Consider the following 21,965-nt stretch of genomic DNA (forward strand, 5'->3'; position numbering starts at 1 on the left):
ATTTCATCGCCATGTGAACTGACAGAATATGGAATTTCGTCCCCTGTTAGTTTTCTGTTCGGAATTGACAGCCTGCCTGTTCGGGCCTTTCCTTTCTCTTTATGAATAGGCATAGCGGATCATATGTTCCGTTTCCGGAATAGAAAGCGGACCAGACAATGCTGTATTTAGCCGTTTCGTTTTGGCCAGTTCTTGTAGCGGCAGTTCTGATTGGCGCGGGCGTTGGCTGGCAGACTGGTTCGAAGTAAGTGGTGGCGATTGGGGTGGGGAAAATTTACGGCGAATGTGTTCGCCGAGCATGAGTAATTCGGAGTACGAGGAAACCATATGCCGTTGCTGATTGTTCAACTGGCTGTTCTTGTCGCCATCGCTTTTGTTATAGGCTGTCTTTGGGGCCGTTTCGCGCGGCGCAGAAGCGCGTCGATGCCCGACCATGAGCGCACAATCATTGCCGCAGCGCGTGCTACATTGCCTGCCGATGAAAAGCCGGAAGCGGTCAAACGGGCCAAGGCACCTGAAAAGATTGCAGAATCCAAGGCTCCGCCACAGCCGATCAGGGCCGAAAAGCCTCAGGTGAATGTCCTGCCCGATGCGGAAGTGGTTGGGGACTGGCCGTCGCTTATGGAACAGCCGGATACGGATACGGAACCTGCCCGCGATCCGGGGCGTCCAGAGCTTTTGGAAGCCGCGCGCCATGGAAAGCCGGATGACCTTACGGTGATTAAGGGTATCGGTGTTGCCGTTCAGGGACTTCTCAACGGGATCGGGGTGTTTCACTACGACCAGATTTCCGGCTGGAACGATGACGAATCGCGCTGGATCGAGCGCAATATAGGCTTTCCGCGCCGCGTCGAGCGGGAGGAATGGATCGGGCAAGCCACCAAGCTGGCGAATGTGGTGAACAAGGCCAACGCCAAGAAGGCCGAAAAGCCCCGAAAAGCAGCGACCAAACCAAAATCGCGACGGACAAAAAAAGCAGGCGAATAGCCTGCTTTTTCGTTCTGGGTGTTCCGAGTGAAACATACTGAAGCGGATATGCTCTATCCGTTTGTTTTTACGAACATCTTGTTCTGTATGCTATTTCGTATTTTTCGGAATGCGCTCTAGCGTCGACCGTAAATCAGATCGGTCTGGATATCGGCGCTTCCGGTCAGGCGAGCCTTGTATACCTCGTAATTTTCCATCACGCGCTGAACATAGTTTCGCGTTTCGGAATAGGGGATACGTTCGATCCAGTCGACGACCTGATCGATGGACTTGCCACGCGGATCGCCATATTTCTCAACCCACTCGGATGCGCGGCGGGGTCCTGCATTGTAACCGGCGAAGGTAAGAACATAAGATCCGTTGAAACGATCAAGCTGCTCGCCAAGAAAATGCGCACCAAGCGTCGCATTATATCCCGCATCCGTTGTGAGCCGCGGTGCTGAGAAGCTCATGCCGTTTCGGGTCGCTACGCTTTTCGCGGTTGCGGGCATAAGCTGCAAAAGACCACGTGCGCCAGCCTTTGAAACTGCTCCGACGTTGAATTCGCTTTCCTGCCGTGCAATCGCATAGGCGAGCGCTTTGCCTGATCCGCTTATATTTGCATTGGCAGGAATTGCGCCGAGCGGGTGCGACAGAGCGCCAACGTCAAGACCGCGCAAGGCTGCGTTTTTGCCAACGCGCAGCGCGAGATAGTGATTCTCGTTGCGTTCGGCCATGACTGCCAGCAAAGCCAGTTCGCCGACACTGTCGAGTTCCTGCGAAAGCTGGTTATAAAGTGTCGTCGCGCGGTTGCTGTAGCCGACCTGTTCCAGCCGCTTGATTGCCTGCACGGCAGGGCGACCGGCGAAACGGGTGCGATCTGCTTCACTCGGTCCTGGATAGATAAGCTCCGGTGCTTTCTCACTCAGCTTGGCGGCCGAAAGCTGTCCGTAGAATGTCGTGCCGAAATGGGCAGAGCGACGATAATAATCGCGCGCATCGCCACCGCTACCTGCTTCTGCCGATCGTCCGAGCCAGTAGAAGGCACGAGACGCTGAAATCGGCCGCGAGGAGATTTCTGCGATCTTGGCGAAATGCGGCGCAGCCGTCTTCGGCTGGTTCAAAGCGCGAAGCGCATACCACCCGGCATGAAATTCCGCTTCCGCGGCCATCGTGGGCGATTCGGCTGCATGGGCCGAAACCAGCTTGTAGGCGAGTTGTGGCTTGCCAAGATCGAGCAGTTCTCGCGACAGGATGCGACGTTCTACCCACCAGGCATCCGGATCGACAAGCGCCGACGCCTGGCGCGGAGCTTTCAGCATGAGGTCCGTCGCCTCATTGTAGCGCTCGGCGCGACGCAGATAACGGATCTTCAGGAACTGATAGGCGGCGTTGCCCTGCCAGGTGCGGTCGACATCCGCTATCGCCTTGGCTGCATTCGGCGATTTCTGTGAGACTGCCGCGAAGGCGTTATAGAGCGATTGGGCCTGCGCCGGCCCTGCAAGCAGTTTCGCAGACTGCATGCGGTCATTATAAAGTGAACTTAGAATACGGCGCTGATGATCCTCGCGCGTCAGAACGCCCGAAAACTCTTTCAGAATCTTTTGTTCATCATCTGCCGAAAGGCGCTGTGTGGACCACCACGGCGAAAGCAGCTCGCGCGCTTTGCCGGTATTTCCGGTGCTGACATAAGCACGGGCGAGCAGGATCATGCCTTCGGTGGTCTGCGGACGCGCGTTGCCGATTGTCGCAATTACGGTTGCCGGAGCGGGATTTTCCTTGAACAGGGCTCGTTCCGAATTGCGGCGGAGAACCGATGTCCCCGGCCAGCCGCGCAGATCCGCTGCTGCTGCAGCGATTTCAGCGCTCGGCACACCATCGAGGCCGGAGGTCGCTATGGCCCAGGTCAAAATCTGACGGTCGAGCGAACCACGCGGCATTCCGTTGCGAAACGCGATAGCACTTGCAGCGTCACGGGAGGAAAGGGCATCGAGTCCGCTTTTCAGCGTTCCGCCAATTGCAGCCGGATTTTCCATGCGGCTGACCGCTGACGTTACGACCGGATCGGGCGTGGCGGGACGAGGCTTGGGCGTCACCAGATTCATCGGCGACTGGCTTGTCGCCGTCGGTGCGAATGGGCGTGCAAGCGGGGTCGGGATATCCGATGGCAGCGAAGATTGCGCCAGCGAAATCACCGGTTGCAGGGCAACCGCCATAAAGCAACTCGCGAGGAGTACTTTTCTTCTCAATGATATCGCTGCGACTTGTTTTGACATTGGCTAACTAGAACAAAGACTTGGTTGATGGGCAATATGTTGTTGAAATCCGGCTTTTCTTAGCCCGGTTTTTGACGGTCGATCTGAAAGGTCAGGTTAGGCTCAAGGAATGAATCTATCCTTAATAAAGCGTTATCGCGGAGGTTCGGCTATGATTTGGTTGTCCTGGGCCTGTGACAGTCCATTGAGGCGGTCGACGAATAGTGGCTTAGTAGCAGATACCTTTGTTTTTCGCCGCAAAACTGCCGCATTACGCTTGTTTTGCCAACATACCCCGCTTGCTCCACTCGTGTGGCGAGACTATTGTGCAACGCCTCGACCTGGTCAAAAACCCCAAGGTGATCGGGGGAATGAGGTTCAGTCTTTCTTTTTTCAGGAGTTCACTAATGCTGAAGGGCTCAATTACCGCGCTTGTCACGCCATTCGATTCCGAAGGAGCGTTCGACGAGAAAGCCTTTCGCGCATTTGTAAACTGGCAGATCGAAGAAGGCACCAAAGGACTGGTTCCGGTTGGCACGACCGGTGAAACGCCGACTCTGTCGCATGACGAGCACAAGCGCGTCATTGAAGTTTGCATTGAAGTTGCGGCTGGCCGCGTTCCTGTGATCGCTGGTGCAGGTTCCAACAACACGGTTGAAGCGATCGAACTGGCACAGCATGCCGAAAAGGCAGGCGCCGATGCCGTTCTCGTCGTCACGCCTTATTACAACAAGCCGAACCAGCGCGGTCTGTACGAACATTTCTCGCAAGTGGCCCGCTCCATTTCGGTTCCGCTGATCATCTACAATATCCCCGGTCGTTCTGTCATCGATATGACGCCGGAAACCATGGGCGCGCTCGTTCGCGATCACAAGAACATCGTTGGCGTCAAGGATGCCACCGGCAAGATCGAGCGCGTATCTGAACAGCGCGCAACCTGCGGCAAGGATTTCATTCAGCTCTCCGGGGAAGATGCCACGGCTCTCGGTTTCAACGCCCATGGCGGGGCAGGGTGCATTTCGGTGACCTCCAACATCGCGCCACGCCTTTGCGCTGAATTCCAGGATGCTTGTCAGGCTGGCGATTTCGCCAAGGCACTCGAATTGCAGGATCGCCTTATGCCGTTGCACAAGGCACTCTTCATCGAGCCGAATCCATCAGGTCCGAAATATGCCCTGTCGCGCCTTGGCCGCGTGGAAAATGCGCTGCGTTCGCCCATGGTGCCGGTGGAAGCGGCGACGGCAGAGAAAATCGACCAGGCCATGAAGCATGCCGGTCTGGTCAACTGACCTGTCGATTTTACCGCTTTCGCAGATTTTTACGCTCCCGTAGCTTCGGGAGCGTTTTCATTTCAGGCATTGCACATTATATGGTGCCATTATGAACAAGCCTCAGAATTCTCCCGTGCGCAAGATTATCGCGGAAAACCGCAAGGCGCGCTTCAATTTTGAAATTCTCGACACACTCGAAGCCGGTCTTGTGTTGACCGGCACCGAGGTTAAGTCTTTGCGCGCCAATCAGTCCAACATAGCTGAAAGCTATGCGAGCTTCGAGAGCGGCGAGTTTTGGCTCATCAACTCCTATATTCCGGAATATACGCAGGGCAATCGCTTCAACCACGAGCCGCGACGTCTGCGTAAGCTGCTCGTCAGCAAGCGAGAAATGTCCCGCCTGTTCAACTCCGTGTCACGCGACGGGATGACCGTGGTGCCATTGAAGATGTACTTCAATGATCGGGGCCGGGCGAAGCTGGAACTGGCGCTGGCGCGAGGCAAAAAGACTCACGACAAGCGCGAGACTGAAAAGAAGCGCGACTGGAATCGCGAAAAGGCGCGCTTGATGCGGGATAAGGGATAAAATCTGCAAAGTAAAAGAGCGCCTCAGGCGCTCTTTTGATTCAGATAATTGCGCACATTCCGAAACACGGAGTGGAACATCACATCCGTCAATCGTCCGGTGTTCGTGTTATAGCGCGAGCAGTGGTAGCTGGAGAAAATGCGCAGGTTGCCGATATCGCTCGCCCTGTCATGGCCGAAGGGGTGTCGCGCAACTGGTGCGCCAAGTGCGCGAACTGTCGACTGATGCGCGATCGTTCCCAATGTGACAACTGCCTGCAGGTTCGGAAACCGGCTGAACATGGGTAACAGGAACTGCCGACAATTATTGATTTCGGAGCCGACCGGTTTGTTTTCCGGGGGCACACATCGCACCGCGTTGACGATACTGGCATCCAGCAAGCGCAAGCTATCGTCGGGACGCGCCTCGAACTTGCCAGCGGCAAATCCGAATTCACACAGCGTGCTATAGAGAAGATCGCCGGCATAGTCGCCGGTGAAGGGACGTCCGGTTCGGTTGGCACCACGCAAACCAGGCGCGAGTCCTACGATCAGGAGCCGGACATCGGTATCATGCGCCGGTAGAAACGGGGGAACCGGCGAATTATGCCACAACGGTTCCTTGCCGCGCCATTCCTGCAGGAATGCATGCAGCCTCGGGCAAATATCGCAGTTGGGAGATGGTTCGGAAATCATGCCTTTGCATGAACCGGCTCGACGACGGCGTCAATAGCTGTCGTCGACTTCATCGTCCTGACGGCGTGGTGCACGTTCCGACGGATCGCGACCAATCTCGGCCTTGAGTGAGACCAGATCGATGAAATGATCAGCCTGACGGCGCAACTCATCCGAAATCATGGCCGGCTGGGTGGTGAGGGTCGATACGACAGAAACCTTGCGGCCCTTGCGCTGAAGCGCTTCAGCGAGCGAGCGGAAGTCGCCGTCGCCGGAGAAAATGACAAAATGATCGACTGTGTCGGTGAGCTGCATGGCGTCGACGGTCAGTTCAATATCCATATTGCCTTTCACCTTGCGGCGCCCGGTGGAATCCGTGAATTCCTTGGCAGCCTTGGTGACGACCTTATAGCCATTGTAATCGAGCCAGTCGATCAAGGGACGGATCGAGGAATATTCCTGATCTTCAACCAGCGCGGTATAGTAATAAGCGCGAAGCAGATAGCCACGCTTCTGAAATGCCTTCAAAAGCTTCCGGTAATCAATATCGAACCCCAGAGTTTTGGAGGCAGCGTATAAATTGGCGCCATCAATAAAAAGCGCAATCTTTTCACGAGAATCGAACATCGTGTAATATATCCACTCTACGGCCGGACGGGAGTGGACCGACGACCGCTCATTCAGTTTGTTTTCAAACAGCGGGTGGTATCAAATTTTACCAGTGCGTTTATTGCCTTCTAAGGACATATCACAGAAAAACAAGCAACCATTGGTTGTTATTTGTTCAAACTAAATTACCTTAGGAGGAATTTCAACTAGCTAATCCCCTTTCCGCTTATAAAATATTGTGCCGTTTTGACGCGCTGCCGTGTTTTATGAGGCGAATCCATGAATTTGACGTTCTTTTGGCAGATTTCATGAGATGAGGCATGAGCAATTCCGCTTTTGCTTGTAATTTGGCTCCACAAGCGTTATGTGGGGAAAAATCCAATAAAGTTCGAGAAATGAAAGGGACCGCGCATGGCCCGCGTCACTGTTGAGGACTGCGTAGATAAGGTCGAGAACCGTTTTGAACTGGTTCTGCTGGCTGGTCACCGTGCTCGCCAAATTTCCCAGGGTGCACAGATCACCATCGACCGCGACAACGACAAGAATCCTGTCGTTGCTCTGCGCGAAATCGCCGACGAAACCCTTTCGCCGGACGATCTGAAGGAAGATCTCATCCATTCGCTGCAGAAGCATGTGGAAGTCGATGAGCCGGAAGCTGCTGCGCCAGCTCAGATCGCCGCTGCGTCTTCGGAAGAAGTTGCGGAAGGCATCGCAGAAGCTGCCGAAGAAGATGTGGTTTCTTTCGACCGTATGTCGGAAGAGGAACTTCTTGCCGGTATCGAAGGCCTCGTCGCGCCGGAGAAAAACGACGATTTTTAATCGTCGTTTGAATTATTTTCTTTTGCATGCGCTGCGACTTTCCCGTCGTGGCGCATGTTTTTATGCGCTGATGGTTTGCGTAGACCAGAGCATCTCCAGCAAAAGTGCAAAACGGTCTGGCGCTCTAATTATCCGCTGGGAAAACGCGACGCGCTTTAGAGCCCGTTTCAATCTGATTCAATCAGATTGGCGCTCTAAATATTTGTTTTAACGCGCATCTTTTCCGAAAACCGTTTCACACTTTTCGGAATGCGCTCTAAATGACGAGCGATTTCTGTCGGAAATTAATATTATCGGCAGAAAATTGAGCCTAAACGTCGAGAACTGTTCGATTTTCGACGATTTTGGGTCACAATGCCCGATATGGTCACAAGTATCGGTTTCGAAAGGGAGTTCTCGTAGATGATGCGCCAATATGAGCTTGTGGAGCGTGTTCAGCGATACAAGCCTGACGTGAATGAGGCGCTTCTCAACAAGGCATATGTCTATGCCATGCAAAAGCATGGCAGTCAGAAACGCGCTTCCGGCGATCCCTACTTTTCTCATCCGCTCGAAGTCGCTGCAATTCTTACCGATATGCATCTCGACGAGGCGACAATCGCCATCGCGCTCCTGCATGATACGATTGAAGATACGACGGCCACCCGGCAGGAGATCGATCAGCTCTTCGGTCCCGAGATCGGCCGGCTTGTTGAAGGACTGACCAAGCTCAAAAAGCTCGATCTCGTTTCGAAGAAGGCCGTTCAGGCGGAAAACCTTCGCAAGCTTCTTCTTGCGATTTCCGAAGATGTCCGCGTGCTTCTGGTCAAACTGGCGGACCGTCTGCACAATATGCGCACTCTGGGCGTGATGCGAGAAGACAAGCGCCTGCGTATCGCCGAAGAAACGATGGATATCTATGCGCCGCTCGCTGGCCGCATGGGTATGCAGGATATGCGCGAAGAGCTGGAAGAGCTGGCATTCCGCTATATCAACCCGGATGCATGGCGCGCGGTCACCGACCGTCTGGCCGAGCTTCTGGAGAAGAACCGCGGTCTTTTGCAGAAGATCGAAAAGGATCTTTCCGAGATTTTCGAGAAGAACGGCATCAAGGCCAGCGTCAAAAGCCGCCAGAAAAAGGCATGGTCGGTCTTCCGCAAGATGGAAACCAAAGGCCTGTCCTTCGAACAGCTCTCCGATATTTTCGGCTTCCGCGTCATGGTTGATACGGTGCAGGATTGCTATCGGGCCCTCGGGCTGATCCATACGACATGGTCGATGGTTCCGGGGCGGTTCAAGGATTATATTTCGACGCCGAAGCAGAACGATTATCGTTCGCTGCACACCACGATCATCGGCCCGTCGCGGCAGCGCATCGAGCTTCAGATCCGCACGCGTACGATGGATGAAATCGCCGAGTTCGGCGTTGCCGCGCATTCGATCTACAAGGATCGGGGCAGCGCCAACAATCCGCATGCGATTTCAACGGAAACCAACGCCTATGCCTGGCTGCGCCAGACGATTGAGCAGCTTTCCGAAGGCGATAATCCGGAAGAGTTTCTGGAACATACCAAGCTCGAGCTCTTTCAGGATCAGGTCTTTTGCTTCACGCCGAAGGGGCGGCTTATCGCGCTGCCGCGTGGCGCGACGCCGATCGATTTCGCCTATGCCGTTCATACCGATATCGGCGATAGCTGCGTCGGCGCCAAGGTCAACGGCCGTATCATGCCGTTGATGACAGAGCTGAAGAATGGTGATGAGGTGGATATCATCCGCTCCAAGGCGCAGGTGCCGCCTGCGGCCTGGGAGTCGCTTGTCGCGACCGGCAAGGCGCGTGCCGCCATTCGCCGTGCGACCCGTTCGGCTGTCCGCAAACAATATTCCGGGCTTGGCATGCGCATTCTGGAGCGCGCATTCGAACGTGCCGGAAAGCCGTTCAGCAAGGATATTCTGAAGCCGGGCCTGCCACGTCTGGCGCGCAAGGATGTGGAGGATGTGCTGGCCGCCGTCGGGCGCGGCGAATTGCCGTCAACCGATGTGGTCAAGGCCGTTTATCCTGATTATCAGGACACGCGCGTGACATCGCAGAACAGTCCGGCGAAAACGGGCGAAAAGGGCTGGTTTAATATCCAGAACGCAGCTGGCATGATCTTCAAGGTGCCGGAGGGCAGCGAAGATGTGTCGAACACCGATGCTGATGCTGTGCCGAAGCCTGGAAAGAAGGCACTGCCGATTCGCGGCACCAATTCGGACCTGCCGGTGCGGTTTGCCCCCGAAGGCGCCGTGCCCGGAGATCGTATTGTCGGTATTCTCCAACCGGGTGCCGGTATCACGATCTATCCGATCCAGTCGCCTGCGCTGACGGCTTATGATGATCAGCCGGAACGCTGGATCGATGTGCGTTGGGATATCGACGAGCAGATGAGCGAGCGTTTCCCGGCACGTGTCAGCGTATCGGCTATCAATTCGCCAGGCTCTCTGGCGGAGATCGCGCAGATCGTGGCGGCTAACGACGCGAATATTCACAATCTCTCCATGGTGCGTACTGCGCCGGATTTCACCGAGATGATTATCGATGTCGAGGTTTGGGACCTCAAGCATCTCAACCGTATCATTTCCCAATTGAAAGAAAGCGCGAGCGTCAGTGGCGCGAAACGCGTGAACGGATAGGACTAAGATGAACACCGAAGATGTGCTTGCCGTCTTCCGCGAAGCGGGAGCGATCCTTGAAGGCCACTTTATTCTCACGTCAGGCCTGCGCAGCCCGGTTTTCCTTCAGAAGGCACGCGTTTTCATGCATGCCGACAAGACGGAAAAGCTTTGCAAGGCTCTGGCGGAAAAGATCGAGGCGGCAAATCTCGGGCCTATCGATTACGTGGTCGGGCCTGCGATTGGCGGTCTGATTCCTTCCTACGAAACCTCGCGCCATCTGGGTGTTCCGTCGGTCTGGGTGGAACGCGAAAACGGCGTTTTCCGTCTGCGTCGTTTCGATGTGGCGAAAGGTGCGCGCGTCGTTATCGTCGAAGACATCGTCACGACGGGGCTTTCCATCCGCGAGACAATCGATTGCATGAGGGAACTCGGTATCGAAGTCGTGGCTGCGGCTTGCATTGTCGACCGTTCGGCCGGGAAGGCGGATGTCGGCACGAAGCTGATTTCGCTCGCCGAATATGAAGTTCCAGCTTATCCAGCCGATAAATTGCCACCGGAACTTGCCGCTATTCCGGCTGTGAAGCCCGGTAGCCGCAACATTTAAACAAGCACGCCAGCGGTTTTTGATACGCTGCGGGGGATGATACACCCCTGCGGCGAAATTCCGCTTTGCGGGACGCCTTCTAGTTACCTATTTAAGGGACACTGCAAAGACGTTCTTCCGGCTTCCACAAACAGGGTTCCATAGTGAGTGTAGCGCCTATCATTTTCGATCCCAGGTCGCCTTATCGCGCGCCGTGCGGGGTATGTGTGGATTGCGATGTTCGACGGACGGCGGTTTGCGCTGCGCTTGACGACGGCGATCTCGGCGCTCTTGAAGCAATCATGACGTCCAAGCGTCTGGATGCCAACGAGCAGCTAGTGGAAGAGGGCGAACCAAAGCGCCGTGTCTTCAGCCTGACTTCGGGCATGCTTCGCATTTACACATCCCTTCCAGATGGACGTCGACAGATTGCAGGGTTTCTGTTCCCCGGCGACTATCTTGGTCTTGCTGATGACGAGACTTATTCCCAGTCGGCTGAGGCTGTTGTGCCATCGGTTTTGTGTGCCTTCTCGACCAGGGAGATGGACAATCTGATGGAGCGTTTTCCGAAGTTGCAGGAACGTCTGCATCAAATGACGCGGGCGGCGCTTCGAACCGCGCGCGACAATCAGCTTGTTCTCGGGCGCCTCGCGCCTGTGGAAAAACTTGCAAGCTTTTTGCTGGTTCTGTCCGCGCGGGCGGAAAAGCGCGGCGAAAAACCAAACCCGGTTCATCTGTCGATGAATCGCACCGATATTGCCGACTATCTCGGACTGACGATTGAAACGGTCAGCCGCAGCTTCACAAAGCTCAAGACCCAGGGGCTGATCCAGTTGCCTGATGCCAACACGGTGGAGATCCTGTCCCGCCGTTCGCTGGCAGCCGTTGCTGGAATGGACCCGGAAAACCTCTAGATTCAAGGCCGCATCCCTAAAATCCGGGCGTGTTTTCGTTGATTCAAATCAATGCAGCGCCCGGTCAAACAGCCTATTCCTGATCATAGAGATTGATGCGGTCCATTTTGGGGCCGCACCGTTCAAAATGGGGAAAACAGGTGCTGTTGTGGCTGGGAATTGCAATATCGGCTGTCATGCATGCGGGCTTCCTTGCCGCATCATGCCGTCTTGCCCCGCAGAATGTCGCCCCGGTTCCGGTGCGCGTATATCCGGCAGGGCTTCACCAGAGCGCCAAACGCTTAAGGTGGACGTACTATGCATGAAGAAGCGATAAGACGCTACGCCGCATTGGCTGTGCCGAGATATACATCTTTCCCAACGGCTGCGGACTTTATGCCGGTGGGTGCGGAGACGACGCATCGCTGGCTGCGCCAGATCGGGCCAAAAGAAAGTGTCTCCCTTTACATCCACGTGCCTTACTGCCGGCAGCTCTGCCATTATTGTGGTTGCCATGCGAAAATGGCGGTCCGCAATGACGTGGTCGAAAATTTCTGCACCTCTTTGCTCAGCGAAATCGAAACGGTCAGCAAGAGCCTGACGGCGCGGCCCAGCGTGGTCCATCTTCATTGGGGCGGGGGGACGCCTTCCATTCTCAACCCACGCCAGTTTACGAGCATTCTGGCGGCATTGCGCACTGCATTCGATTTTGCGCCGGAGATGGAACATGCCATCGAGCTTGATCCGCGCACGGTCACGCCGCAGTTGGCGCACACACTTGCGCTCATGGGCGTCAATCGTGCAAGCCTCGGCGTACAGGATGTCGATTCTGAAGTTCAGAAAGCCATCGGTCGCATTCAGCCTATAGAAACGGTTGCCAAGGCTGCCAGCCTTTTGCGCGAAGTCGGCATTGCCCGTCTCAACTTCGATCTCATCTATGGCCTGCCGTTGCAGACCGTCGAGACTTTGCGTGAGACTTGCGAAAAGGTTGCGGTGCTCAAGCCTGACCGCGTTGCCTGCTACGGCTATGCGCATCTTCCACAGCGGCGCGCCAATCAGCGCCTGATTGATGCAAGCCTTTTGCCGGATGCAGATGAACGCTTTGCACAGGCGCGTGTCGTTGCGGACAGCTTCATCGGTTTCGGTTACGAGCCGGTAGGGATCGATCACTACGCTTTGCCTGATGACAGTTTGGCCGTTGCTGCGCGTCATGGAACGCTGCATCGCAATTTCCAGGGTTATACGGATGACCGTTGTCAGACGCTGATCGGTCTCGGGCCATCATCGATTTCGCAGTTTCCAAGCGGTTATGCCCAGAATATTTCGGATGTGAAGCAATACTCCAAACGGGCCGAAGCGGGCGACCTTGCAACGGTTCGCGGTTATTCCATGCGCGACAGCGACCGCATCCGTGCCGGTATCATCACAGCCTTGATGTGCAATTTCCGGGTCGATCTGAACACCATGGCACCGGGTGTGGAGTTTTCAGACGAATTGGCCTTGTTGCGGCCTCTGGTGGCAGACGGACTTGTGGAAGTTCGCAATGGCGTCATCAGTGCAACAGGCGACGGCAAACCGCTGATCCGTCTGGTTGCGGCTGCTTTCGATGAATTTCGCAGGGAGACTATGCACGGCTTCAGCTTTGCCGTCTGAACTTGCGTTGGAACAAAGAGGTAGAGCGGAAGATGCTCTATCAAGAGAATGCTGCTGCACCGGGCCGTCAAAAGGTCAGTAGCATGGGAGCACCGCCGTTGGGGGACGTGCGGTGCTCCACTGTTTTGAATACAGCCCGAAAAGCATTTACGCTTTTCGGGCTGTATGTTCTCATATGGGTCAGGCTTTACGTTTCTTTTCCAGTTTGGGCAGGAAAATCGTCAGCAGGCCGAGCAGGGGCAGATACGAGCAGATGGTGTAAACATACTCGATGCCCTTGTGATCGGCGACGATACCGAGAACGGCTGCCGCGATCCCGGCCATGCCGAAAGCGAAGCCGAAGAACAGGCCCGACACCATACCGACACGTCCCGGTAGCAGTTCCTGCGCGAACACTACGATTGCCGGGAACGCCGAAGCGAGGATCAGGCCGATGATCACCGTCAGGACAGCCGTCATCTCCAGGTTCGCATAGGGCAGGGCAAGCGTGAACGGTAGGACGCCGAGGATCGATGCCCAGATCACCTTACGCGTGCCAATCTTGTCACCGATCGGACCGCCGATGATCGTTCCCGCAGCAACTGCGCCGAGGAACAGGAACAGAAGCAATTGAGATGCCTGCACCGTCACGCCAAAATGACTGATGGTGTAGAAAGTGTAGTAGCTCGTCAGGCTGGCCATGTAGATGTATTTGGTGAAGACCAGCATTGCCAGAACGCCAACGGACACCAGAACCTTGTTACGTGGAAGCGGAAGGGTCTTGTCCGGCTTCGCCTTGCTGGCATTGGCAATCCGGTAGCGATTATACCAGTTGCCGACATACCAGAGCAACATCATGCCGATCAGCGCAGCGACGGAAAACCACGACACGCTGATCTGGCCGAAAGGCAGAACGATAAACGCTGCCAGAAGCGGGCCGATCGACGAGCCGAAATTGCCGCCCACCTGAAACAGGGATTGCGCAAAGCCATGACGGCCACCCGAGGCCAGCCGTGCCACACGGGCCGCTTCCGGATGGAAGACCGATGAGCCGAAGCCGACAAAGGCAGCGCCCAGAAGCAGGACCGAATAGTGATGTGCCGTTGCCAGAAAAATGAGGCCGACAAGCGTGCAGCCCATGCCGAATGGCAAGGAATAGGGCATCGGCTTGCGGTCGGTATAGATACCCACAAGTGGCTGTAGGATCGATGCCGTCATCTGGAAGGTGAATGTGAGAAGGCCGATCTGCCAGAATGACAGACTGTAGTTATCCTTCAGCATCGGATAGATGGCCGGAAGGAGCGACTGCATCATGTCGTTCAGGAAATGGCCCATGCTTGTGGCCAAAATAATGGCGAGGACAGTACTGTCCGCGCCGCTGTTTGATGGCTGCTGTGCAGCACTCATGCTCATACTGCTACTCCGAAGATGGAAGTCGGTCTTCAGGCGTATTCCCTGCATATACTATCCGGAAACAGGAAATCAGACGCTCGAGGAAATTGCGGGGTGTTGATGAGAAGCCAGCGAAAATTCGCGAATTTGACGTCTGAACGGGCATTTATCCTGCTCAAACATCAAATTCATTTCGCCAGCGAATGTCGCGACCCATTCTCAGCAAGTCATTAATAGGACTATTGCTTCTCGCCCGCTTTCGTGATTTGGTCCAATAGTTTCGAGAGTGGGCCAAACAATGGTCGGGATCGCGATGAAGCCAGAATCTGCGCCGGGACTTTTATTGCCGGGAAGCGAGGAACTACAGAAGTTCCATGAACAGCGTATCGCCATGCTGGAAGGCATGAGAGGGCCAGTCATTGCCCTGCCGACACGTTATCCCGACGGCTATTTCGTACCACGCCATCGTCATAGCAGGGCACAGCTTCTCTGTGCCTCCCAAGGGGTGGTGCTGGTGACGACCGACGCAGGGCGCTGGATGATCCCGAGCGACCATGCCATGTGGATACCGGCGGGCGTGGAGCATTCTGTCGAAATCCTGGGCGAAGTCTTCATGCGGTCCATCTACATCTGTGTCGATGCCGTCTCAGGCGTGCCGGACTATCTTCATGTGGTCGGGCTCACCGATCTCATGCGATGCCTCATTATTGACGCGACCGCGCATGACAGCACACCGGAGCCGGACAGTCGCGACGCGCTGGTGATTGAGCTGATATTGCGTGACCTTCATACGCTGCCGCAGCGCTCGTTGGGGTTGCCTTTCCCGTCCGATCTGCGTTTTCAGAAACTATGTCGTGAATTCGTGAAAAAGCCTTCTTCGCGCGTCACTATTGATGACTGGGCAGACAGGCTGGCGATGAGCCGCCGATCCTTCACGCGGCATTTCCAGCGGGAAACCGGTGTCAGCCTTTCAGTCTGGCGCCAGCAGGCCTGTCTTTTTGCAGCCGTTCCACGCCTTGCGGAGGGCGAGGCGGTGACGAGCGTGGCACTGGATCTGGGTTATGACAGCGTTTCCGCTTTCACGACGATGTTTCGTAGAATGCTCGGTGTTTCACCGCGGTTTTATTTGCCGAGGCTGGACACCGTTCCCTTCGAGCGCAGCGATAGAGCCGCAGTTCATTCGTCTCTGCAGTCTGACTGAATAATAACAATTGTGTCCGCGATGGGAGAGCATTAATAGAAGCGCATGCTGTTTCAACGCCGTAATCCTCCGACCAGAAAAGAGCGTCTAAGGCTTCTGGTCTGGCCGCGCCGCTCCTTCACCCGTTCCTTCCGGTACGGTGGCAAGCGGATTCTGCGCATCACTGCCTCACCTCATGCCGTCGCAGCCGGTCTGGCGGTCGGTGTGTTTTCGGCGTTCACGCCGTTCTTTGGCTTCCATCTGATCATTGCAATCGTGCTGGCCTATTTCCTTGCAGGCAATATCGCTGCTGCGGCGCTTGGCACAACGCTTGCCAACCCGCTGACGCTGCCATTCATCTGGGGAAGCACGTTCGAGCTTGGTCGTTTCATCATGAACGGCAGCATTGACGATGCTCCACCAGTTCATCTCGGGCGGGCATTGGAAACCATGCATTTCGATGAAATCTGGACGCCGCTGTTGAAGCCGATGTTGTTCGGCTCGACTATCCTGGGTGCTGCATTCGCCGTCGTGGTCTATTTCGTCACCCGGTTCGCCGTTTCGGCTTTCCGTCGTCGTCGTATCGAGCGTCTTGCAGAAAAGCACCGCCTGCACCGCGAACAGGAGCTTCAGAAAGTATGATCGTCGGAATCGGTAGCGATCTCATCGATATTCGTCGTGTCGAAAGCACTCTTGAGCGACATGGCGACCGTTTCCGCAACCGTGTCTTTACCGAGATCGAGCAGAAAAAGTCGGACGGGCGCAAGCAGCGGGCCGCATCCTATGCAAAGCGTTTTGCGGCCAAGGAAGCCTGTGCGAAGGCGCTTGGAACCGGTATTGCCCAGGGCGTTTTCTGGCGGGACATGGGCGTGGTCAACGCTCCTTCCGGAAAGCCCACCATGCAATTGACCAGCGGTGCGGCGAAACAGCTGCAGAAACTCTTGCCCGCCGGAACGCGTGCCGCCATACATCTGACAATTACCGATGATTTTCCTCTCGCGCAGGCATTCGTAATCATCGAGGCCCTGCCTGAGACGGAAAAATTGTGATTGTGGCAGGTAAACTCCTGCTCATAATCGTGCGACAAACCGGTGTTCTGCCGGCGGCGTGATTGCGTCATGCATTCATAGTCGTTATTAGATCGCGTTATCGGAAGCGGAGATACAATGAGCGTGTCCAGCAAGAGTGAGACAAAAAAATCCGGCGGCCTTGGCGAAACCATCAGCGTTATCGTGCAGGCGCTGCTGCTGGCACTGGTCATCCGTACCCTTCTTTTCCAGCCTTTCAGCATACCGTCGGGCTCCATGCGGCCGACACTTCTGGAAGGCGATTATCTGTTCGTTTCGAAATATGCCTATGGCTATTCGCGCTACTCGCTGCCGTTCGGACTGGACCTGTTTTCAGGTCGCATCTGGAGTGCCGAGCCGAAGCGCGGTGACGTCGTGGTGTTCAAGCTGCCGAGCGATCCTTCCATCGACTACATCAAGCGTGTGATCGGTCTGCCGGGCGACCGCGTTCAGATGCGTGGAGGCGTGCTCTACATCAACGATCAGGCTGTCAAGCGCGACCGTGTCGGCACCATCGACAATCCCGATGTGACGGAAGTGAACCGCCCCGTCGAAGTCTATCGTGAAACCTTGCCGGATGGCGTGACCTACGACACGCTCGATCTCGCGCCGAATTCCATCGGTGACGATACGCGTGTCTTCGAGGTTCCCGCCGGTCATTACTTCATGATGGGTGACAACCGCGACAACTCGCTCGATAGCCGCTTCGGCGTTGGCTATGTGCCATTTGAAAATCTGGTCGGCCGTGCGAACATCATCTTCTTCTCCATTGCCGACAAGGCAAGCCCGCTGGAAATCTGGAAATGGCCGACTGATGTACGCTTTGGTCGACTGTTCAGCTCAGTCAATGCCGCGCCGCATACAGCCATAACCGGAAACTGAAATGGCTTCGGCAAATCAGGCAGCAGCAATTCTGGAGGAGCGCACCGGACACCGTTTTCTCAATTTGAAACGGCTGGATCGTGCGCTCACCCATTCAAGTGTGCAGGCGCCATCGCGCGCAAATTATGAACGGCTCGAATTTCTCGGTGATCGCGTTCTGGGGCTGACCGTCGCGGAAATGTTGTTCGACGAATTTCCAGACGCATCCGAAGGCGAAATGTCTGTTCGTCTCAATGCGCTGGTGAACGCCGAAACCTGTGCGGCGATTGCCGACGAGATCGGGCTTGCCGATCTCATTCATACCGGTTCCGATATCAAATCACTGAACGACAAGCGCCTTTTGAATGTGCGCGCCGATGTCGTTGAGGCGCTGATCGCCACGATTTATCTCGATGGCGGGCTTGAAGCCGTGCGACCCTTCGTCAAGCGTTACTGGGAAAAGCGGTCACTGCAAACGGGCGCGGCTCGCCGCGACGCCAAGACCGAACTTCAGGAATGGGCACACCAGCAGGGCAATGTCCACCCTTCCTACACCATCGTCAGCCGTACCGGTCCGGACCACGACCCGCTGTTTACAGTCGAGGTGACGGTCAAGGGCTTTGCCACGGAAACGGGCGAGGGACGTTCGAAACGGATAGCCGAACAGAACGCAGCGGAAGTGATGCTTTATCGCGAAGGCGTCTGGAAGCGCGACAATTCCGCTTGATGCAAGAGTTGGCGTTTTTTAGATCGAGATCGGTTATAATCAATCAAATACGCTATACCGCTTTTACCAGCGGTTTCGTCGTATCCGGAATGTCGTGCTTAGGGGACAGCCGCATTCTGCAAGGAAATATCGTCTGGAAGGATAAAGAATGAACAATCGGACGACGCCGGCTGACGGCGAAAACGAAGCAGGGCAGACCCGTTCCGGCTTCGTGGCGCTGATCGGGGCGCCAAATGCGGGGAAATCCACGCTGGTCAACCAGATTGTGGGAACCAAGGTTTCTATCGTCACGCACAAGGTGCAGACGACACGCGCTCTTGTACGCGGCATATTCATCGAAGGTCAGGCCCAAATTGTCCTGGTGGACACGCCCGGTATTTTCCGGCCGAAGCGCAGGCTCGACCGCGCCATGGTCACAACGGCCTGGGGCGGCGCGAAGGATGCCGATATCATTCTCGTTCTTCTCGATTCGCAAGGCGGTCTGAACGAGAATGCCGAGGCACTTCTTTCCAGCATGAAGGATGTACGCCAGAAGAAAGTTCTGGTGCTCAACAAGGTCGACCGTGTTGACCCACCGGTTTTGCTGGATCTTGCGCGGAAGGCCAATGAGCTCGTCGCATTCGACCAGACTTTCATGATCTCGGCGCTGAACGGTTCGGGTTGCAAGGATCTGGCGAAATTTCTCGCCGAAAACGTGCCGAACGGCCCGTGGTATTATCCGGAAGACCAGATTTCAGATATGCCGATGCGGCAGCTTGCAGCCGAAATCACTCGCGAAAAGCTCTATCTGCGCCTTCATGAGGAACTGCCTTACTCGTCCACTGTGGAAACCGAACGCTGGGAAGAGCGCAAGGATGGTTCAGTGCGCATCGAGCAGGTGATCTATGTCGAGCGCGAAAGCCAGAAGAAGATCGTACTTGGTCACAAGGGCGAGACGATTAAGGCAATCGGGCAATCTGCACGCAAGGAAATCTCCGAGATACTGGAGCAGACGGTTCATCTCTTCCTTTTCGTGAAGGTACGCGAGAACTGGGGCAATGACCCGGAACGCTATCGCGAAATGGGGCTTGATTTTCCAACCTAAATTATAAGACTGGCGGCCATGGAATGGCGCGATGAAGGCATAATTCTCGGGACACGACGCCATGGCGAGACAAGCGCCATCGTGGAAGTGATGACCCGTGAGCATGGCCGCCATATGGGTATGGTACGCGGCGGGCGTTCCCGCCGCATGCAGCCTTTGCTGCAGCCGGGCAATCATGTGGATGTGACATGGTGGGCGCGGCTGGACGAACATATGGGCAGCTTTACCATCGAACCGCTGGGATTCGCCGCAGCCCGTCTCATTGAAACGCCTGTGGCGCTTTACGGTATCCAGCTGGCAGCATCCCATTTGCGCCTGCTACCTGAACGCGATCCGCATCGCGGTCTTTATGAGACGTTGCGGCTTATCATCGAACATTTTGACGATCCGCTGGCCTCTGGCGAACTGGTGCTACGCTTCGAAGTGATGATGCTTGAAGAACTGGGTTTCGGCCTTGATCTCAAGGAATGTGCGGCAACTGGCACCAAGGAAGACCTGATCTACGTGTCGCCGAAATCCGGGCGCGCGGTCTGCCGTGATGCGGGCGCTCCCTGGGCCGACAAGCTTCTTTTGCTACCGGGCTTCGTCAACAATACTGCCGTTCGTGCAGTGTCCTATGACGATATCGACCACGCTTTTAAAATGACAGGCTTTTTTTTGATGCGGCACGTCTGGGAGCCGCGTGCCGTCACACCGCCCGATGCGCGCGGCGGGTTTTTGAACGCCCTTGGACGGGCTATCGGCCTTCAACAGGCAAGCTGAAAACCTCGCCTTCAAAGGCGTCCGCTCCACGCCCAATGGCGTGTGTGGCTGCTATCATCCGCCCCCGTCGCCCCAGAATTTCGTCTGCAAGCGATATGAGCCGGATATTTGGTGTCGCAGATGGTGACAGGCTGCGAACAATTCCGGCAAGCTCGCTTTCATCCTGTGCCGGGTTCAAAGCGGAAGCGATGATGTATGCCGCAGCCGTGGAACGGGAAATACCGGCATAGCAGTGAATGAGCAAAGGCGCATTCATCGGCCAGTCCTTCGCGAATTGCAGAAGCGCCTGCACGTGGCTTTCATCGGGAACAACCAACCCTTCGCGTGGCTCAACAATATCATTGAATGTCAGTGACAGACGAATGGCATTGTAGCCATTGGGCAGAGTTGCCGGGACCTCGCTTCCAAGCGTTACGACATGGCTCGGCTGGTGCAATGCAAGCTGCGTTGCCAGTTGCGATAAAGGCGTTACGACGATCCGGCTCATCGGCCCTTCCGTGCTTGTTCCAATGCTGCAAACCGTGCGAGGAAATCCGTCTGCACGTCTTGCGTGGGACGCGGTGCTATATCCAGTCCCGTCGGATCGAAGCCACGCGGGCGCCCGAAATATTTCACAGCTTCGGTTTCGGTAAAACCGGCAAGCCGTGTGGCCTCGAAAAAGGCGGCGATCTGATCGGCGCGCTTGATCAGCGTCTTGAGTTGGGCGGGCAGGGTTACCGGAAGTGCAAAGCGCAGGTGAATTGCGTTTTCCAGTCGCGTTTCAATCATCTTGTAATTGCCGCCCATTACCGCCTTGAAGGGCGAGATCATGTCGCCGATCACATATTCCGGGGCGTCGTGCAGAAGCGAGAGTAGCTGCCATTCTACGCTGGCATCGGGCACCAGCCGGTTGAATATCTGGTCCACAAGCAGCGAATGCTGGGCAACGGAATATGCGTGTTCGCCGACGGTCTGACCGTTCCACCGCGCAACACGGGCGAGACCGTGAGCAATATCCTCGATTTCAATATCGAGCGGAGAGGGGGCCAGCAGGTCGAGACGGCGTCCCGACAACATGCGTTGCCAGGCGCGCGTCTTGCCGGAAGATCGGTCGGCGCTTGCCATCAGGCGTTCCCCGCTTCGGCTGCAGGAAACCCGAACCGCACATGGGGCGGCAACGCCAGCGTTACGGGCGTCTCGCCGACCAGAATGGGACTACCGGCATCTATTGCATCCTTGGCGCGATCAATGCGCACAAGCGCAATGCCGATCTTGTCAGCAGAACTGCCTATCGTGCCGATCTCGCGCCCGTCCACGGTAATGGGCGTGCCCATCGGAGGTAGGATTCCTTCAGAGCGAGCCACCAGAACACGCCGCCTTGCCGTGCCGCGATGCTGCATGCGTGACACAACTTCCTGACCGATGAAACAGCCTTTTGGGAAAGACACACCACCGGTCTGGTCGAAATTGACGTCATGCGGGAAGACGTCATTGTAAGCGAAATCCGCTTCGCCTTCGGCTATGCCATATTCTGCCCGCAGCTTCGTCCATGCACTATCGTCGGTCGTGCCTTCTGCCTGACCGTAGATCCGACGCACGTTCAGATCGGCCGGAAAGCGGCTGTCATGCTTGATTGAATCATTCTGTGAAGAATGTGATTCATTATGCCAGGAAACACTGACAAGCGATTCTGGCAGTTGTTTAATTTCGGCTTTCGCGCGCAGCCTGTAGAGGGTGATACGCTTGATGAAATCGGCGGCAATGCTTGCCGGAAGCTCGAAACGCAAACCGCCTTCGATACGTGAAACGAGAAAGTCGAACAGGACTTTCCCTTGCGGAGCCAGCAGAGCTCCCGGTTTCAGGTTGTCCGGTCCAAGCTTGTCGAGGTCGGTGGTAATCACAGCCTGCAGAAATTTTTCCGCCTCTTCGCCCGTGATGTGAACCAAAGCCCTGTTTGAAAGATTTACCGTTTCAGCTACCGTCGTCATCGCTTCGTCCTTGCCTTTCGCGCCCTC

The 21,965-nt window shown here is 55.8% G+C and carries 22 protein-coding genes; 15 read left to right on the top strand and 7 right to left on the bottom strand.

From position 1 onward, the window contains the following. Positions 1-327 precede the first annotated feature (327 nt). A complete protein-coding gene (locus CQZ93_RS03605) occupies positions 328-987 on the top strand; it encodes a helix-hairpin-helix domain-containing protein (protein WP_105541373.1) in 660 nt (219 codons plus the stop codon). A gap of 116 nt (positions 988-1,103) precedes the next feature. On the opposite strand, the gene CQZ93_RS03610 is transcribed toward CQZ93_RS03605, so the two are convergent. After that, complete coding sequence (locus tag CQZ93_RS03610; RefSeq protein WP_105541374.1) at positions 1,104-3,182, bottom strand: lytic transglycosylase domain-containing protein; 2,079 nt, start codon at positions 3,180-3,182, stop codon at positions 1,104-1,106. A 446-nt stretch (positions 3,183-3,628) separates the two neighbouring features. Here CQZ93_RS03610 and dapA point away from each other — a divergent pair, with 446 nt between their 5' ends. Next, the gene (gene dapA / locus CQZ93_RS03615) at positions 3,629-4,510 is read left to right on the top strand and encodes a 4-hydroxy-tetrahydrodipicolinate synthase (RefSeq protein WP_105541375.1); all 882 of its coding nucleotides are present in this window, start codon (positions 3,629-3,631) and stop codon (positions 4,508-4,510) included. A gap of 91 nt (positions 4,511-4,601) precedes the next feature. Then, a complete protein-coding gene (gene smpB / locus CQZ93_RS03620; protein ID WP_105541376.1) occupies positions 4,602-5,078 on the top strand; it encodes an SsrA-binding protein SmpB in 477 nt (158 codons plus the stop codon). A gap of 23 nt (positions 5,079-5,101) precedes the next feature. Here the strand turns inward: smpB and CQZ93_RS03625 are convergent, their stop codons facing one another. Both CQZ93_RS03625 and CQZ93_RS03630 read right to left on the bottom strand, forming a co-directional pair. Further along, a complete protein-coding gene (locus tag CQZ93_RS03625; protein WP_105541377.1) occupies positions 5,102-5,752 on the bottom strand; it encodes a uracil-DNA glycosylase in 651 nt (216 codons plus the stop codon). 30 nt (positions 5,753-5,782) lie between these two features. Beyond that, positions 5,783-6,358: a LabA-like NYN domain-containing protein gene (locus tag CQZ93_RS03630; protein WP_105541378.1), complete on the bottom strand. Its 576-nt coding sequence runs from the start codon at positions 6,356-6,358 to the stop codon at positions 5,783-5,785. Between the two features lie 393 nt (positions 6,359-6,751). On the opposite strand from CQZ93_RS03630, the gene rpoZ reads away from it, so the two are divergent. From rpoZ to hemN, 5 genes are all read left to right on the top strand, one after another. Next, positions 6,752-7,159, top strand: coding sequence for a DNA-directed RNA polymerase subunit omega (gene rpoZ / locus CQZ93_RS03635; protein WP_105541379.1), 408 nt, complete (start codon positions 6,752-6,754; stop codon positions 7,157-7,159). A gap of 402 nt (positions 7,160-7,561) precedes the next feature. Next, on the top strand, positions 7,562-9,808 hold the full coding sequence (locus tag CQZ93_RS03640) for a RelA/SpoT family protein (RefSeq protein ID WP_105541380.1): 2,247 nt from the start codon (positions 7,562-7,564) through the stop codon (positions 9,806-9,808). Positions 9,809-9,815: 7 nt separating this feature from the next. Next, positions 9,816-10,394 carry an orotate phosphoribosyltransferase gene (pyrE, locus tag CQZ93_RS03645; RefSeq protein ID WP_105541381.1) on the top strand — a complete coding sequence of 193 codons (579 nt, stop codon included), beginning with the start codon at positions 9,816-9,818 and terminating at the stop codon, positions 10,392-10,394. 143 nt (positions 10,395-10,537) lie between these two features. Next, the gene (locus tag CQZ93_RS03650) at positions 10,538-11,287 is read left to right on the top strand and encodes a helix-turn-helix domain-containing protein (protein WP_105541382.1); all 750 of its coding nucleotides are present in this window, start codon (positions 10,538-10,540) and stop codon (positions 11,285-11,287) included. Positions 11,288-11,584: 297 nt separating this feature from the next. Beyond that, positions 11,585-12,919 (top strand): oxygen-independent coproporphyrinogen III oxidase, encoded by a 1,335-nt coding sequence (gene hemN / locus CQZ93_RS03655; protein ID WP_105541383.1) that lies wholly within the window; start codon positions 11,585-11,587, stop codon positions 12,917-12,919. Between the two features lie 180 nt (positions 12,920-13,099). On the opposite strand, the gene CQZ93_RS03660 is transcribed toward hemN, so the two are convergent. Further along, on the bottom strand, positions 13,100-14,311 hold the full coding sequence (locus CQZ93_RS03660) for an MFS transporter (protein ID WP_105541384.1): 1,212 nt from the start codon (positions 14,309-14,311) through the stop codon (positions 13,100-13,102). Positions 14,312-14,633: 322 nt separating this feature from the next. On the opposite strand from CQZ93_RS03660, the gene CQZ93_RS03665 reads away from it, so the two are divergent. The 7 genes from CQZ93_RS03665 (at position 14,634) to recO (ending at position 19,971) form a co-directional block, all read left to right on the top strand. Beyond that, on the top strand, positions 14,634-15,491 hold the full coding sequence (locus CQZ93_RS03665) for an AraC family transcriptional regulator (RefSeq protein WP_181153365.1): 858 nt from the start codon (positions 14,634-14,636) through the stop codon (positions 15,489-15,491). A gap of 45 nt (positions 15,492-15,536) precedes the next feature. After that, on the top strand, positions 15,537-16,112 hold the full coding sequence (bspA, locus tag CQZ93_RS03670) for a type IV secretion system effector BspA (protein WP_105541385.1): 576 nt from the start codon (positions 15,537-15,539) through the stop codon (positions 16,110-16,112). After that, on the top strand, positions 16,109-16,519 hold the full coding sequence (gene acpS / locus CQZ93_RS03675; protein WP_105541386.1) for a holo-ACP synthase: 411 nt from the start codon (positions 16,109-16,111) through the stop codon (positions 16,517-16,519). Before bspA ends, acpS begins: the two co-directional genes overlap by 4 nt. A gap of 117 nt (positions 16,520-16,636) precedes the next feature. Next, positions 16,637-17,419 (top strand): signal peptidase I, encoded by a 783-nt coding sequence (gene lepB, locus CQZ93_RS03680; RefSeq protein WP_105541387.1) that lies wholly within the window; start codon positions 16,637-16,639, stop codon positions 17,417-17,419. A gap of 1 nt (position 17,420) precedes the next feature. After that, the gene (rnc, locus tag CQZ93_RS03685) at positions 17,421-18,125 is read left to right on the top strand and encodes a ribonuclease III (RefSeq protein ID WP_105541388.1); all 705 of its coding nucleotides are present in this window, start codon (positions 17,421-17,423) and stop codon (positions 18,123-18,125) included. 148 nt (positions 18,126-18,273) lie between these two features. Then, positions 18,274-19,209 carry a GTPase Era gene (gene era, locus CQZ93_RS03690; RefSeq protein ID WP_105541389.1) on the top strand — a complete coding sequence of 312 codons (936 nt, stop codon included), beginning with the start codon at positions 18,274-18,276 and terminating at the stop codon, positions 19,207-19,209. Between the two features lie 18 nt (positions 19,210-19,227). Beyond that, positions 19,228-19,971, top strand: a complete 744-nt coding sequence (recO, locus tag CQZ93_RS03695; RefSeq protein WP_105541390.1) for a DNA repair protein RecO — start codon at positions 19,228-19,230, stop codon at positions 19,969-19,971. Here the strand turns inward: recO and CQZ93_RS03700 are convergent. From CQZ93_RS03700 to ygfZ, 3 genes are read right to left on the bottom strand one after another with little or no spacing between them, the layout of a single operon-like run. Further along, positions 19,946-20,458, bottom strand: a complete 513-nt coding sequence (locus tag CQZ93_RS03700) for a tyrosine phosphatase family protein (RefSeq protein ID WP_105541391.1) — start codon at positions 20,456-20,458, stop codon at positions 19,946-19,948. The two genes, recO and CQZ93_RS03700, sit on opposite strands and share 26 nt — an antisense overlap. Next, entirely contained in the window at positions 20,455-21,075 is a 621-nt protein-coding gene (locus CQZ93_RS03705; protein WP_105541392.1) for a YfbR-like 5'-deoxynucleotidase, read from the bottom strand. Before CQZ93_RS03705 ends, CQZ93_RS03700 begins: the two co-directional genes overlap by 4 nt. Beyond that, entirely contained in the window at positions 21,075-21,938 is an 864-nt protein-coding gene (ygfZ, locus tag CQZ93_RS03710; RefSeq protein WP_105541393.1) for a CAF17-like 4Fe-4S cluster assembly/insertion protein YgfZ, read from the bottom strand. The genes CQZ93_RS03705 and ygfZ overlap by 1 nt, the downstream gene beginning before the upstream one ends. Positions 21,939-21,965 lie beyond the last annotated feature (27 nt).

Source organism: Ochrobactrum vermis, from assembly GCF_002975205.1.
Taxonomy (GTDB): domain Bacteria; phylum Pseudomonadota; class Alphaproteobacteria; order Rhizobiales; family Rhizobiaceae; genus Brucella; species Brucella vermis.